At 29.4% G+C, this 14,641-nt stretch carries 12 protein-coding genes; 7 read left to right on the forward strand and 5 right to left on the reverse strand.

From position 1 onward, the window contains the following. Positions 1 to 442 precede the first annotated feature (442 nt). Together QZ288_RS06715 and QZ288_RS06720 are read left to right on the forward strand one after the other, a co-directional pair. Positions 443 to 841 carry a metalloregulator ArsR/SmtB family transcription factor gene (locus tag QZ288_RS06715; RefSeq protein WP_295156756.1) on the forward strand — a complete coding sequence of 133 codons (399 nt, stop codon included), beginning with the start codon at positions 443 to 445 and terminating at the stop codon, positions 839 to 841. Further along, positions 828 to 2,753 (forward strand): heavy metal translocating P-type ATPase, encoded by a 1,926-nt coding sequence (locus QZ288_RS06720; RefSeq protein ID WP_295156758.1) that lies wholly within the window; start codon positions 828 to 830, stop codon positions 2,751 to 2,753. Before QZ288_RS06715 ends, QZ288_RS06720 begins: the two co-directional genes overlap by 14 nt. 80 nt (positions 2,754 to 2,833) lie before the next feature. On the opposite strand, the gene QZ288_RS06725 is transcribed toward QZ288_RS06720, so the two are convergent. The 4 genes from QZ288_RS06725 to yedE form a co-directional block, all read right to left on the reverse strand. Further along, complete coding sequence (locus tag QZ288_RS06725; RefSeq protein WP_295156760.1) at positions 2,834 to 4,003, reverse strand: MFS transporter; 1,170 nt, start codon at positions 4,001 to 4,003, stop codon at positions 2,834 to 2,836. Between the two features lie 440 nt (positions 4,004 to 4,443). Next, entirely contained in the window at positions 4,444 to 4,893 is a 450-nt protein-coding gene (gene rpiB, locus QZ288_RS06730; protein WP_295156763.1) for a ribose 5-phosphate isomerase B, read from the reverse strand. 170 nt (positions 4,894 to 5,063) lie between these two features. Then, entirely contained in the window at positions 5,064 to 5,297 is a 234-nt protein-coding gene (locus tag QZ288_RS06735) for a sulfurtransferase TusA family protein (protein ID WP_295156766.1), read from the reverse strand. A gap of 263 nt (positions 5,298 to 5,560) precedes the next feature. Further along, the gene (gene yedE / locus QZ288_RS06740) at positions 5,561 to 6,646 is read right to left on the reverse strand and encodes a YedE family putative selenium transporter (RefSeq protein ID WP_295156769.1); all 1,086 of its coding nucleotides are present in this window, start codon (positions 6,644 to 6,646) and stop codon (positions 5,561 to 5,563) included. Positions 6,647 to 6,788: 142 nt separating this feature from the next. Between yedE and QZ288_RS06745 the strand changes: the two genes are divergently transcribed. From QZ288_RS06745 to QZ288_RS06765, 5 genes are all read left to right on the forward strand, one after another. Beyond that, the gene (locus tag QZ288_RS06745; protein ID WP_295156772.1) at positions 6,789 to 7,616 is read left to right on the forward strand and encodes a DUF2262 domain-containing protein; all 828 of its coding nucleotides are present in this window, start codon (positions 6,789 to 6,791) and stop codon (positions 7,614 to 7,616) included. A 157-nt stretch (positions 7,617 to 7,773) separates the two neighbouring features. After that, positions 7,774 to 8,124, forward strand: coding sequence for an aspartate 1-decarboxylase (locus QZ288_RS06750; RefSeq protein WP_295156775.1), 351 nt, complete (start codon positions 7,774 to 7,776; stop codon positions 8,122 to 8,124). Positions 8,125 to 8,161: 37 nt separating this feature from the next. Beyond that, entirely contained in the window at positions 8,162 to 12,466 is a 4,305-nt protein-coding gene (locus QZ288_RS06755; protein ID WP_295156778.1) for an acyl-CoA dehydratase activase-related protein, read from the forward strand. Positions 12,467 to 12,882: 416 nt separating this feature from the next. After that, positions 12,883 to 13,107, forward strand: a complete 225-nt coding sequence (locus tag QZ288_RS06760; RefSeq protein WP_295156781.1) for a hypothetical protein — start codon at positions 12,883 to 12,885, stop codon at positions 13,105 to 13,107. Between the two features lie 4 nt (positions 13,108 to 13,111). Beyond that, entirely contained in the window at positions 13,112 to 13,489 is a 378-nt protein-coding gene (locus QZ288_RS06765; protein WP_295156784.1) for a helix-turn-helix domain-containing protein, read from the forward strand. A gap of 91 nt (positions 13,490 to 13,580) precedes the next feature. On the opposite strand, the gene QZ288_RS06770 is transcribed toward QZ288_RS06765, so the two are convergent. Then, the gene (locus QZ288_RS06770) at positions 13,581 to 14,453 is read right to left on the reverse strand and encodes a flagellin (RefSeq protein ID WP_295156786.1); all 873 of its coding nucleotides are present in this window, start codon (positions 14,451 to 14,453) and stop codon (positions 13,581 to 13,583) included. Positions 14,454 to 14,641 lie beyond the last annotated feature (188 nt).

Raw genomic sequence — 14,641 nt, forward strand, 5'->3', positions numbered from 1 at the left:
TAATAAAAACTAATAATTTTTTAAATGCTATAAAGCTAAATATAAAAATTATGAGCGTCTGACATTCGCAGAATGGTAGGAGATAATGCTGATATCTCCACAAGTTTTTTAATTAGTAAATAAATTGTAAGAAATATTTTAAATGATCAGTTAACAAATAAAGTTATCAGTTTTATTAAACGAGTTTATAAATAAAATAGTTTTTTATTATAATAATTATTTAAATCTAAGTATGAAATGCACACCCTTACCATAAATAAACAAAAACAGTTATAAATTATATATAATTTAGCAGAAAGTTAGCTTTTTTAGTTATCTAGTAAAGACATAAACATTATTTATTTTTTATAATATTTAAAAAAAATATATTTTTAATATTGACTTAATTAATATATAAGTATATTATTATATTATAATATACTTATATAAGAGAGACTGAATTATGAAAAAAGATAATATAAAACCTGAAGATGAAGTTTTTAATAAAGAAATTAATTATGATGATGACTGCGAAATAAATACAAAAGATTCAAATATATCATCATTAATACCTAAACTTCCGAATGATGAAGAATTTTCGCTTTTAGCGGATTTCTTTTCAGTATTTTCTGATTCTACAAGATTGAAAATAATATCAGCATTAAGCGAAAAAGAGTTATGCGTACATGAATTATCATCTTTGCTTGATATGAAGCAGCCTTCAGTTTCTCAGCATTTAAAGATGCTTTGGCAGGCTAGGGCAGTAAAAAAGCGGAAGGTGGGGCTTCATGTTTTTTACAGATTAGATGATGAACATATAGAAAAAATTTATACTTGGGGGTATGAACATGTTAAAGAGTAAGGAAAAACTTTTATTTTTATCAGAGATTTTTTTAGGGCTTGCAGCATTAGTATTACTGCATACTTTACATAAAACTATACACGGCATTTTTGAATATATTATTTTCTTTATACCATATCTTATTTTAGGAAGGGAGGTATTTAAAAATGCTGCTTTAGACTTTATTAAGGGAAAGTTTATGCGTGAAAGTTTTCTTATGAGTATTGCTACAATAGGAGCTATTATACTTCATAATCTTCCTGAGGCTTTGGCGGTGCTTATATTTTATAGAGTAGGGGATTATTTTGAAGATATGGCTGTTGATAAATCAAAAAGAACAATAGCGGCTTTAATGGCTATAAGACCTGATTATGCAAATATTATAAGAGAGAATGGAAATGTTGAAAAGGCTGATATATCTGAAGTGCATATCAATGATAATATAATAATAAATCCTTTTGAAAAAGTTCCTCTCGATTCTATAATATACGAAGGGGAAAGCTGTATTGATACTAAGGCTTTAACAGGAGAAAGTATGCCTAAAAATGTTAAAGTTAATGATGAGATTCTTGCAGGTACTATAAACGGAGATAATACAATAAAAGCAAAAGTTATAAGAAATTACGGAGAATCATCAGTATCTAAAATATTAAAATTAGTTCAGGATTCGCAAAACAGAAAAGCAAATATTGAGCAGTTTATAAGCAGATTTGCAGGTATATATACTCCTATAGTGGTATTAGCTGCTATTTTACTTACAGTCATACCTACTATAATGTATGGCAAAGAAGTTTTTAGTAATTGGTTTGAAAGATCTTTAACTTTGCTAGTGGTTTCATGTCCTTGTGCTTTTATGGTTGGTATTCCATTAACATATTTTGCTTCTATAGGAAGAGCTTCAAAATTAGGCATTATGGTAAAGGGAGGGGTATTTTTAGATTTGCTTGCTAAAGCTGATAAAGTTATTTTTGATAAAACAGGCACTCTTACAAAGGGAGAGTTTTCTATAAGAGAGATATATAATATAGGTTTATATGATGATGAAACTTTACTAAAATATGCTGCTTATGCTGAAAAAGGTTCTTCTCATCCGATTGCCGTATCAATAGTCAAATATTATAAAGGTATTATAAATGACAGCTTGATTTCTAGTCATAAGGATATAAGCGGAAAAGGTGCTTCTGCTGTGATAGAAAATAAAAATATACTTATAGGAGGAATTAATTTATTAAAAGATAATAATATTAATATACCAAATTATAAAGAAAATATTAATGTTCATATAGCTGTAGACTCTCAATATGCCGGAGGTTTTCTGATTGATGATACTTTGAAAGATGATGCAAAAGAGGCTGTTTCTTTATTAAATTCTATGAATATAAAAACTGCATTGATAAGCGGAGATAATACTAATAGAGTAGAGGCATTTGCAAAAGAAATGAATATACAATCATTTAAAGGGGGCTGTCTGCCTGAAGACAAAGTAAGCGTATTAGAAGAGATGATGAAAGATTCTAAGGCTTCTATATTTGTTGGAGACGGTATAAATGATGCTCCTTCTTTGGCTCATTCCGATATAGGTATAGCTATGGGCGGACTTGGTTCTGATGCTGCTATAGAAAATGCCGATGTTGTTATAATGGATGATAAGCCTTCAAAAGCTGCTCTTGTCATAAAGCTTGCTAAAAAGAATCATATTGTAGTTTTACAAAATATTCTTTTAGCATTAATAATAAAATTTGCGGCGATTATTTTAGGTGCTTTGGGATTTGCTTCTATGGGGCTTGCTATATTTGCTGATACAGGTGTAACTGTTATAGTAGTATTAAATGCTTTAAGGCTTATTTATCCTTTGGGAGAGAAAGATGATATCATTGATATAGATACTGAAAACTGCAGTATAAAAGTTACTGACTGCGGATGCGGACATTGATTAATTTATTTATAATTATATTTTGAATATTAGAAATTATATAGATGCATTATTATTATGCATCTATATTTCTTTATTTTTCATAATTTTTCATAATTTTTCATAGTCTTTCTTATCATTAATTTATGCATAATAAACATTAGTAATAAAATTAACATTAAATAAAACGGCAGAATTGCTATAGATATATGATTTGCAATATAGCCGAATAATGGAGGCATTATAGATGTTCCTATATAAGCACTAGCCATTTGTACTCCTATTATAGCTTGTGAGTTTTCTGCTCCGAAATTATACGGTGTGGAATGTATTATAGAAGGATATATAGGGGCACATCCCAAACCTATAATTATAAATCCTATTAAAGATACAATATTTACTGCAGGAATAATCATTAATATTATGCCTATAAAAATTAGAGTTTCTCCTAAAATTATCATTTGATTATCATTTAATTTCATAGTAATAAAACCTGATATTGCTCTTCCTATAGTTATGCCCACATAGAATAAACTTCCAAATGAAGCGGCTGTTTTTATGTCTATACCTTTATATAAATTTAAATAACTGCTAGCCCATAATCCTGCAGCAGCTTCAAGTGCACAGTAGCAAAAAAAACATATCATAATTTCTTTTATACCTCTTATTTTTATTATTTCTATCACACTTAAAGTTTTTGTACTTATTTTTTCTTTATTTTCTTCATCATTTTTATTCCATAAAGAAAGACTGAAAAATAAAATAGCCGTAAGTACTATTTGTATTATTGATATATATCTGTATCCTATATTCCAATTATTATTAGTAATAGCATATCCCATTATATATGGTCCTGCTGCAGCACCTACTCCCCACATACAATGAAGCCAGCTCATATGCTTGCTTTGATAATGAAGTGCAACATAATTATTTAAAGAAGCGTCTACACTTCCTGCACCTAATCCATAAGGTATAGCCCAAATACAAAGAAGCCAATATGAATGCGTAATAGAAAATCCAATAAGTGCTATAGCTGTTATTGCTGTGCTAAAAGCTGTAATTTTTCCAGCTCCGAATTTTTTAGTTAATCTGTCGCTTTGCAAACTAGAAATTATAGTTCCTATAGATATAATCATAGAAATGATGCCTGCATAAGAAATCGGCACATTAAATTCTTTATACATACTGGGCCAAGCTGAGCCAAGAAGTGCATCTGGAAGTCCTAAACTGATAAAAGATAAATATATAATAGCAAGAAGCAGATTAGCCATATTGGATATCCTTAAATTAATTATTATATTATAAAATAAATAATTTTTTTTGAATGGAATTGATAAAGTCTGATAAAATAACTTCGCTTCCTTTATCAGTAAAGAGGTATCTGACAAAATAATCATTTAGAGTATTAAAATATTTTTTATTATTAGCTTTCATACATAATATTATACTAAATATATACTAATTTGTCAAAATATTTGAATTATGAACTTATGAACTCTTATTTTTATTGCTTATTATTGTATTGCTAATAAAAAATTACTTGATTATAACTTTTCTACTTCTTCAAATATAGCATTTTTCTTTGATAAAAATATACATATCTTCCCGCTTAAAAAAATTACCAAAGAAATGAATTCTTTATGTATATTATCCAAACTTTCTATTTTTATAAATATTTTTTTAATTGAATTTAGAAAACTGCATTAAGAAATTAAATTTCCTCTCCATTTTCTATTTTTGTAATAAGATCGATTCTTTTAGTATGTCTTCCTCCTTCAAACTCAGTATCAAGCCATTCTTTAACTATCATTTTAGCAAGTTCAGTCCCTACAACTCTGGAGCCGAAAGCTATTATATTAGAATTATTATGCAGTTTAGAAACTTTAGCAGAGTAAGGCTCACTGCAAACTGCTGCTCTTATTCCTTTTACTTTATTTGCTGCCAATGATATTCCAATACCTGTACCGCATATTAAAACGCCTCTTTCATATCTTCCAGATGCAATTTCATCAGCAACTTTTTTTCCGTATATAGGATAATCGACACTTTCTGAAGTATATGTTCCGAAATCTTTTACCTCATGTCCTAATTCTTCTAAATATTTTACTATCTCTTTTTTTAATTCTACAGCAGAATGATCTCCTCCTATAGCTATTTTCATAATTTATACCTCACATAATTTTTGTATATTATAATACATATATATTAAAATACAATGCATTTGAATATTTGATTTAAAAATATAAAAATCTTTGTATGCAGTATTTTTTATAAAGTTAAAAACTTAGTTAATAATATAATAATTAATATATTATCAGCTATTTTTTTAATTTATTTTGTCTTTTTTAATGTTACTAATATATCTTCATTTTCTATATGTTTAAAACTTCCTTCATATCCGTATTTTAAGCATCCTCTGATTACACTTTCGCAGCTTGAATGTCCGCTTACCAAAACTTCTATAATAGTATTTAGCTCTTTGTTATTAATAGCGGCATATTTGGCTTGAAAAGATGCCTGAGAACATGACATTCCTCTAGTATCTACTTTTACAATTTCTTTCATAAAATATTTTCCAAAAACTATATTTTTTTATATATTTATTTTCTGCATATTAATTTTTTATAATACCAGTAAAATTAAATCTTTTAAATTTTATTGAAAACTTTAATTATATTAATAATGGACATTGTATTTTATTATAATCTATGCCTTGTATTATCATAACTTTATTAGTTTTAATAATACAAAGCAATAGGTGTTGCCTATAAAAAATTATGATTGATATTTATTTTTATATAATAATTCAAGTCAGCATAAAAAATATATTATTCGGCAGTATTTTCTTTCATTGTAAAACCAATGATTATACAAAATATCAATCCTAATATAACAGCTCCCATTCCATATATAGTAGGACCTGCAGCTGAACTTGCCAAATTAAAATTATGAGCAAATCCTGCACCCACAAGCATACCTATAACAAAAATAAAACTGTCCATATTGCCTTCTGCCGATTGTATCATTTGTCTTCCCGGACATCCTGCCCCTAATGTAAAGGCTAATCCTGTAAGAATCATCGATACAGTATTCCATAAAATATTTGTATGTGCTATCGGCTGATTTTCCATAGAAAGATTAAATCTTTTATATACTATATTTACTATAAAAGCAGCAATCATAAAAGCTATAACGCCTTTAGTCATATGAAAATCTTTCATAAATATTCCGTCTCTAAGTCCGCCTACAGTACAGAATCTTGATTTCTGAGCTATAAATCCTATAATTATTGATGCTGTTAATCCTACTATTATAGGGGCTTTCATACTTCCAGGACCTGATTGAGAAAAGAATATTGCCCCTCCTTCTGAAAATTTAGTCTGCTTTAATAATAAAATTAAAAGTATTATTGATACAATAAAAGGCAGAAAACCTACAAGTTTATTTTTATAAGCCTTAGGCTGTCCCAAAGAGAAATTTTGCTTCCAAAAGAAAACGCCTATTCCTCCGCCTATAATAATGCCTATTAATCCAAATATTCCGTTTATATCCCCTCCTGAAACTCTAAGCAAAGTTCTCCAAGGACAGCCCAAGAAAACTAAAGCTCCTATCATAGCAAAGAAGCCTAAACAGAATCTTATAATAGGCGAGCTTCCTCCCTTAGGAATGAACTCTTTAGAAAGTACAGCAGAAATTGAAGCCCCTATAATAAGCCCTATTAATTCAGGTCTTATATACTGTACGGCAGCTGCTCTATGCAGTCCTAAAGCTCCTGCTAAATCTCTAGTGAAACATGCGATACATATTCCCATATTAGCTGGATTTCCCATTACAGAAAGCCAAGCAGCTATAGCACCTATAATAATACCTGATATTATTATTCCTATAGAGCTTGTGAAAATGTTTTTCTTCATTTTCAACTCCTTAGTAATATATTTTTGGATAATTTTATAATAAAAGATACTAATTATCAATATTTTATATTTTTTTTTTGACAATTATTGTTATTTGTTTTAGAATATATACTAATTTAAAATAAAGTTATGGATTTTTATTATGTTTTATTTACAAAAAGAAAGTGAATTTTTAGAAGAGTATAAAGATATTATTTTTATAATAGGATCTCCTGATTTTTTCGGAGCTGGAATCCAAGATGATAATAAACTTAATGTTCTTATTATGTGTATTGCTTATAAGGATATTGAAACGGGCTATATAGAAAAAGATAAAAAAATAGTAGTTAGAATGAAAATAAAAAGAAATGAATTAGACTACTATAAGAATATAATTAAAAGAGAATCTATTGTAAAATTAAAAGTAAGATGTGAAAAAGAGCAGGGGGATAAACTTGCTGAGTTTTTGCTTGCTGATATTATAGATAATAATTATAAAAAAGATGAAGATTTAAACTCTATGCTTGAAGAATATTTAAAGCCTGTTTATTATAATGATGCAATTCTTGGAGATTTTTTATATAATAGAACAGTTGCTTCTTTTGATAAAGAGCTTGAATGGGTTAATAATAAAAAAATTCTTGTTGCTTTCGATGATTCCACTGAAAGCGATAAAAATAGGGCAGTTTCATTTTTGCGGGATATATTTTTAAATAAAGAAAAATTTGATAAAAAGGTGAAGGAATATTGTGCAATGAGGATTATAAAAGAGGGTAATAATGTTTCTGCAAAAAACAGCAGAAATACTATTGATGATGAGATTTTTATTAAAGAGTTTATGAGTAAAATTGATTTTTTAGAGATTATAGTTCATGAAATGGATGATTATGTTAATTACAGATTGGGCAATAAACAATTCTCTAAAATGGATATAATTGTCGGGGGTGATTTAAACGGAAATTTACTTGATCCTTATATAACTCCTTTTTAATTTCAGTTATATATAAGTATAATATGTATTATAAGAATATTATTACTAATAGTATATAATAACTATTATTAATAAATATGTATAATTATAATATTGATATTTTCTAACATATAAGTATAATATTTATTAAAAAATAACTTTTTATGGATTTAGTATTATGATGAGAAGTATCATAAAATCTAAAATACATAGACTTACAGTAACGAGAACAGATTTAAATTTTAAAGATTCAATAACAATAGATGAAGCTTTATTAAATAAATCGGATATAATGGATGGCGAAATAGTATCTGTTATTAATTTAAGTAATGATAATCGTTTTGAAACTGTAGTAGTTAAAGGTATGAGAAATACAGGAGTTATAGGCATAAACGGAAATAATGTTTATAAAGCAAAGAAAGATGATACTATAATAGTTCTTTCTTATGGTTATATACCAGAAGAAAGTATAAAGAATCATAAATCTAAAGTTATATTTGTTAATATGAATAATATGATAATAGAGTAGTGTAAAGCTGTATAAATAAAAATATAGGAGGCAATTTATGAAAAAAATTTTTAAAGCCGGCATCGATATTGGTTCAACTACTGCCAAAATGGTTGTTTATGATTATAATGATAATATGATATTTAAAACCTATGTTAGACATAATGCTGATATAAAAGATACATTATTGTCTATACTTGATAATTTGAAGGCTATGCATGGAGATTTAACTCTTTCTTTAGCTATGACAGGTACTGCAGGTATGGGTATTTGCGAGAAAACAGGCATTAGCTTTGTTCAGGAGGTTATAGCTTCTTCTACTGCCATTAGGAAAATATACCCTTATGGAAGAACATTGATTGATATAGGCGGAGAAGATGCTAAAATCATAGTTTTTGATGATAATTTCAAAGCTGATATAAGAATGAATGGAAACTGTGCAGGAGGAACAGGAGCTTTTATAGATCAGATGGCTACTCTTCTTAATGTGCATCCTTCAGAACTTTCTTTACTAGCTGAAAAGTCTTTATCTGTTTACCCAATAGCAAGCAGATGCGGAGTATTTGCTAAAACTGATGTACAGACGCTTATAAGCAGAGATATACCTAAAACTGATATTGCCAAAAGCATATTCCAAGCCGTTGCAGTGCAGACTGTTAATACATTAGCTAAAGGTTTTGAGATAAAGCCTAAAATATTATTTACAGGAGGACCTTTAACATTTCTTCCTGAACTTAGAAGAACATTTTTAACTCTTTTAAATGCTTCTGAAGAGGATATGTATACGGTTGATCACCCTGAATTAACTGCGGCAATAGGAGCTGCTTTTTGTGAGAAAGAGGAGCAGACTTTAATAAAGGTTTCTGATTTTTACAGATTAGCTGAAAATATTTCTGCTGATGTAAAAATAACTAGTTCAAAAACAAGAGAGGCATTATTTTCAAGTCAGAAAGAATATGAAGATTGGCTTGAAGAACATAGCAAAGATAAAGTAAAATCTGCTGATGTATCATCTGTTAATGATAAAAATACATTTTTGGGTATAGATTCAGGTTCTACTACAACAAAGATAGTTATTATTGATGAAGACGGACAGGTTGTTTTAAGACATTATAGGAATAATAATGGAAATCCTGTAGGTGCTGTTACTGAAGGACTTACAGAGATAAAAAAAGAGTTAGATGAAAAAAATATAAATATTAATATAGCAAGAACTGCCGTTACAGGCTACGGCGAAGACTTAATAAAAGCAGCATTCAATATGGACGAAGGCATTGTCGAAACTATGGCGCATTACAGAGGTGCTAAGGCTTTCGATAAGGATGTAAGTTTTATACTTGATATAGGCGGACAGGATATGAAAGCCATATTTATAAAAGACGGTATAATAGAAAATATTGAAATAAATGAGGCTTGTTCTTCAGGCTGCGGTTCATTCATAGAAACATTTGCCAGAGGAATGGGTTATAAAGTTGCTGATTTTGCTAATATTGCATGCGAATCTGCAAGCCCCTGCGATTTAGGAAGCAGATGTACAGTATTTATGAATAGTAAGGTTAAGCAGTCGCTTAGAGAAGGTTCTTCAGTTTCAGATATTTCTGCAGGACTTGCTAAAAGTGTTACTTTAAACTGCTTTACTAAAGTATTAAAGATTACGGATACTTCTATTTTGGGAGAACATATAGTTGTTCAGGGCGGTACTTTCAAAAACTCTGCCGTTCTTCGTTCTGTAGAAAAGTTTTTGAATAAAAAAGTTATTCGTCCTGATATATCCGAACTTATGGGAGCTTACGGCTGTGCATTGCTTGCTTTAGATACATATAATACCAAAGAAGAGGATACAGCATTTATAGGCTTGAATAATTTGCAGGAAGCTAATGATTATGAAAGAAAACAGCTTACCTGCAAAGGCTGCGAAAATCTTTGTACTGTTACAAGATTAAAATTTAAAGATTCAAAATCATTCTATACAGGAAATAAATGCGAAAGAATATTTTCTAATAAAGGTACAGGAAAGCAGAAATATGGTATGGATATCACTCAGAAAAAACTTTCATTACTATTTGACAGACCTTTGGCGCCTGCTTCAGATGAAATAAAAGGAGTTATAGGAATACCTAGAGTACTTAATATGTATCAGAATTTCCCATTTTGGGCTACAATATTTGTGGAATGCGGATACAGAGTGCAGGTTTCATCTCCTTCAAGTATGGCAATAGCAGAAAAAGGTTCTGGTACGGTTATGAGCGATAATATATGCTTCCCTGCTAAAATTGCTAACGGACATATATATGATTTAATAGAGTCTAAAGTAGATAGGATATTTTATCCTTCGGTAGTGCTTGAAAAAAGCGAAGAAGATGGAAGCGTTAATAGTTATAATTGTCCTGTGGTAACAGGATATCCCGATGTAATAGACAGTTCTATAAGTCCATTAACTAAATACGGCATACCTTTTGATGCTCCTGTAATAAGTTTTTTAAATGAAGATTTATTATACAAAGGCTGCAAATCATATTTCGTTAAAGTTTTAGGAATAGATAAAAAAGATTTTAACAGAGCTTTTAAAATGGCTTTGCAGGAACAGGAAAGAATAATAAAGGAATTAAAAGCAGAAGGTAAAAAGATTATAAAATATGCTGAAGAAACTCAGACTCCTACAATACTTATAGTAAGCAGACCTTATCATATAGATCCTTTAATAAATCATAAAATACCTGAAACTATAGCTTCATTCGGTATTAATGTTCTTACAGAAGATGGTATCGATGCAGATAAATCTCTTGATGATGTGCAGGTTTTAACACAATGGTCTTATCCTAATAAAATGTTTAAGGCTGTTTTATGGGCTGCTGTTCAAAAAGATATTAAACTTGAAACTGTACAGATAAATAGTTTCGGATGCGGTCCTGATGCTACTACTTCAGATGAAATAAAATCTATACTTAATTCTTATGGAAAGAGTCCTACTTTGGTAAAAGTTGATGAAATATCAAGTCCCGGAAGTATAAGACTTAGAATACGATCTATGATAGAAAGTATGAAGATGAAAGGCAGCTTTACTCCTAATGATGAGGCAAAACGGGTTATAACAAAGAAATATGAGAAAAATGACAGAAGAGCAATACTAGTGCCTAAATTCGGTTATTTTTATGATCCTATGATTTTAACTTTACTTGAAAGAAGCGGATATGAAACTATTTCTTTGCCTGAACCTGATATTGAATCTGTAGAATTAGGCTTGAGATATGCCAATCAGGATATATGTTATCCTGCTACTATCATAGTAGGCGATATTATAAGAGCCGTACAAAGCGGAAAATATGATACTGAAAAAATAGCTGCAGGAATAACTCAGACAGGAGGACAATGCAGGGCTAGTAATTATGCTTCTCTTATAAAGAGGGGACTTATTAATGCAGGTTATTCAGATGTTCCTGTTATTACTGTGGGATTAACAGTTAATAATGATCAGCCCGGATTCAAAATTTCTAAAATGGATCTTATGAAAGAAGGCGTAGTTGCTATGCCTTATGCTGATGCTGTATCAAGAATGTATTATTATACTGCTGTGAGGGAAGTTAAAAAAGGCGAGGCTTTGGCTCTTGCTAATAAATATATAGCTTTGCATCCTAAAGATTTTTCTCTTAAAGATACTGATAAATTATTAAAACAGGCTGTTGCTGAGTTTAATGCTGTAGAGATTAATGATGCTGAATTGCCTAAAGCAGGATTTGTTGGGGAAATATATGTAAAATATAATAATTTTGCTAATGGAGATGTTTGCGATTGGCTTATGTCTAAAGGAATTGAGGTAATAGTGCCTCCTATATTTGACTTCTTTGTGCAGAAAGTTATAAGCGAACAGGTAAATAAAGAAACTAATGCCAGAGATGTTTCATTTTTGGGATATTACGGATCTAAATTATCAGAAAAAGTTTTAGATGCCAGAGTTAATTCTATAAATCAGATAATGTCTAAATTCAGAGGCTTCAGACCTATACATCATATAAGGCAGATAGCTGAAAATGCTGCTAAAGTTACTGCTATGACTAATCAATTCGGAGAGGCTTGGCTTTTACCCGGAGAGATAGCTACTTTTGCAGAAGAAAATGTAAATAATGTGCTTTGTCTTCAGCCTTTCGGATGTATTGCTAATCATATCATAGCAAGAGGAATAGAGACAAGACTTAAAACCAGATATCCTGATTTGAATCTTCTTTATTTGGATATGGATGCAGGTGCAAGCGAAGTTAATACTATAAATCGTTTAGAGTTCTTCGTCCGTTCTGCTAAAGACAGTATGAACTCTCATTCTGTTAAGGATTATATTAATGAATCTGTAGGAGCTTATGCTAAATAATAATTATTAATAAAATAATAATATATAATAAAAGGTTTGCAATTAGTTTTTTGCAAGCCTTTTATTTTATTCATTTGATTATTCTTATAGATTAACTTATATATTGATATAACAGAGGGAAGTATATTGAAGATGATGAAGATAATTATATATATCAGAATTTGTATAATAAGAATAATGATTTCGACTTTTATTTAAATATCAATAAATTTAAAGATGTATTAAATCAGTTTGAGAAAAATTAAAGATAATACCGTTTGTCTGTAATATTAGTATAAAATGTTTTATATGTTTTTATTTTATATATAATTTTTATTTTAATGTATAAAAATATATTATAATGGCTTGTATTAAATTCAAAACAAATATATAGTATCCTTATACTGTATAAAAATATACTGTATAAGGAGAATATTATGAAATCATTTCAAACTAATATTTATTACAAAAAGCTAATCAAAAATATACTAGATAATATAAAGGAGGATGATTATTTTTACAACAAAAAATATAATTGGGAGGAATGGGTTATAATGAGAGTTGATATTAATAATGCAGTAAGCAAATTAGATGATATCGATATAGAAGATTATGAACCTGAAATTCTTGACAGAATATTATATATTTTAAAGGAGTATTAATATAATGTGCAGTTTATGTCCTAAATATGATACTTGTAAAAAACTTTGTAATGATGTTTTGAAAGAGATTAATAAAAGTTTGGGTACTAGAAAAGCTAATTCTGATAGAACAGACAGCAGAGAGAGCATATTAACTAATGATGATTTGGATAATATACTTTATACTAATGCTTTAACAGAAAGTGAGTATATCAGAGTTTCAAATTTAATTATAGCTATACTTACACCGAAACAAAAAAGAATAATGAAGCTCTTTTCTGAGGGAAGAAGTCAGGAAGAACTAGCCGAAATGCTTAATGTAACACAATCAGCCGTATCGCAGTATTTGAGTGCCATAAAACGGGAGATATCCAAGCAGTTTAATATCGTTATTAATAATTAGTAATTTTTCATTTGATTAAAAAGCAGCAAAAAATAAAAGGGGCATTCAAAAGAATGTCCCTTAATTATGGTTAATATTACAACATTATTAATTATTGTAATAATCTAAGAGCTCCTTGCGGTAACTGATTAGCCTGAGCAAGCATAGACAAGTTAGCTTGATTAAGAATCTGGTCTTTAGCAAGTTTAACTGATGCTTCAGCCATATCTGTATCACGGATTCTGCTTTCAGAAGCCTGCATATTCTCAAATCCAACCATTAAGCCTTGAGCTGTCATTTCTAATCTGTTCTGATAAGCACCTAAATCAGATCTTTGCTTCAATACTTTAAGTAAAGCCTCATCTACCATACCTATAACACCATTAGCTTTAGCAGGGCTTGAAACACTGATGAATGTAGCTGTAGTAGCTGGTCCAACTGGGTTTTTAAGTCCGAGAGCTTGGCTGTTCATAGTACCGATATAAACGCGTTTTCTTTCGTCCATATTAGCACCGATATGAAGCCACATAGAAGCTGTAGGAGTGTTTTCGCCTGTAGATCTAGCAAATCTTCCAGTAAGCATATTTAATTTGTTGAATTGAGCTTGAGAAGCAACTCTGTCGATTTCATCTACTAATTGAGAAACTTCAATTTGTACATAAAGTCTGTCTTCATCAGTATAGATGCCGTTAGCAGCTTGTATAGCTAATTCACGAATTCTTTGAAGAATATTAGTAGTTTCATCTAAGTATCCTTCTGTAGTTTGAATGAAAGATATACCATCTTGAGTATTTCTTTCAGCCATACGCAAACCTCTAATCTGAGTTCTCATTTTCTCAGATACTGCTAATCCAGAAGCATCATCTCCTGCCTGATTGATTCTCATACCGCTGGAAATTTGAGCAGCGTCTTTTTTAAGATCTACTTGGCGGAATTTTAAAGTGCGTTGTGCATTTATAGCACTTATATTATTGTTGATAACCATATGGTTCCTCCATGAATTATTTGTATGTATTCTTCCTTGAACACATAATTATTATCGGTTATCAATTTTGAATTATTAATTTTTTTTTAGAAAAATAAATTTTTTTCTTCAGTTTTATTAAAAAATATACACTAATATTATGTTAATACTATTATGTTAATATTAAATAGCTTATATTTAGTTTAAGC

Origin of the sequence: uncultured Brachyspira sp. (assembly GCF_910578695.1) — a bacterium.
GTDB lineage: Bacteria > Spirochaetota > Brachyspiria > Brachyspirales > Brachyspiraceae > Brachyspira.

What these genes read in the sequence shown, in the direction of transcription:
- QZ288_RS06715 (WP_295156756.1), top strand. Translation starts at nt 443, where the DNA reads ATGAAAAAAGATAATATAAAACCTGAAGATGAAGTTTTTAATAAAGAA.
- QZ288_RS06720 (WP_295156758.1), top strand. Translation starts at nt 828, where the DNA reads ATGTTAAAGAGTAAGGAAAAACTTTTATTTTTATCAGAGATTTTTTTA.
- QZ288_RS06725 (WP_295156760.1), bottom strand. Translation starts at nt 4,003, where the DNA reads ATGGCTAATCTGCTTCTTGCTATTATATATTTATCTTTTATCAGTTTA.
- rpiB (WP_295156763.1), bottom strand. Translation starts at nt 4,893, where the DNA reads ATGAAAATAGCTATAGGAGGAGATCATTCTGCTGTAGAATTAAAAAAA.
- QZ288_RS06735 (WP_295156766.1), bottom strand. Translation starts at nt 5,297, where the DNA reads ATGAAAGAAATTGTAAAAGTAGATACTAGAGGAATGTCATGTTCTCAG.
- yedE (WP_295156769.1), bottom strand. Translation starts at nt 6,646, where the DNA reads ATGAAGAAAAACATTTTCACAAGCTCTATAGGAATAATAATATCAGGT.
- QZ288_RS06745 (WP_295156772.1), top strand. Translation starts at nt 6,789, where the DNA reads ATGTTTTATTTACAAAAAGAAAGTGAATTTTTAGAAGAGTATAAAGAT.
- QZ288_RS06750 (WP_295156775.1), top strand. Translation starts at nt 7,774, where the DNA reads ATGATGAGAAGTATCATAAAATCTAAAATACATAGACTTACAGTAACG.
- QZ288_RS06755 (WP_295156778.1), top strand. Translation starts at nt 8,162, where the DNA reads ATGAAAAAAATTTTTAAAGCCGGCATCGATATTGGTTCAACTACTGCC.
- QZ288_RS06760 (WP_295156781.1), top strand. Translation starts at nt 12,883, where the DNA reads ATGAAATCATTTCAAACTAATATTTATTACAAAAAGCTAATCAAAAAT.
- QZ288_RS06765 (WP_295156784.1), top strand. Translation starts at nt 13,112, where the DNA reads ATGTGCAGTTTATGTCCTAAATATGATACTTGTAAAAAACTTTGTAAT.
- QZ288_RS06770 (WP_295156786.1), bottom strand. Translation starts at nt 14,453, where the DNA reads ATGGTTATCAACAATAATATAAGTGCTATAAATGCACAACGCACTTTA.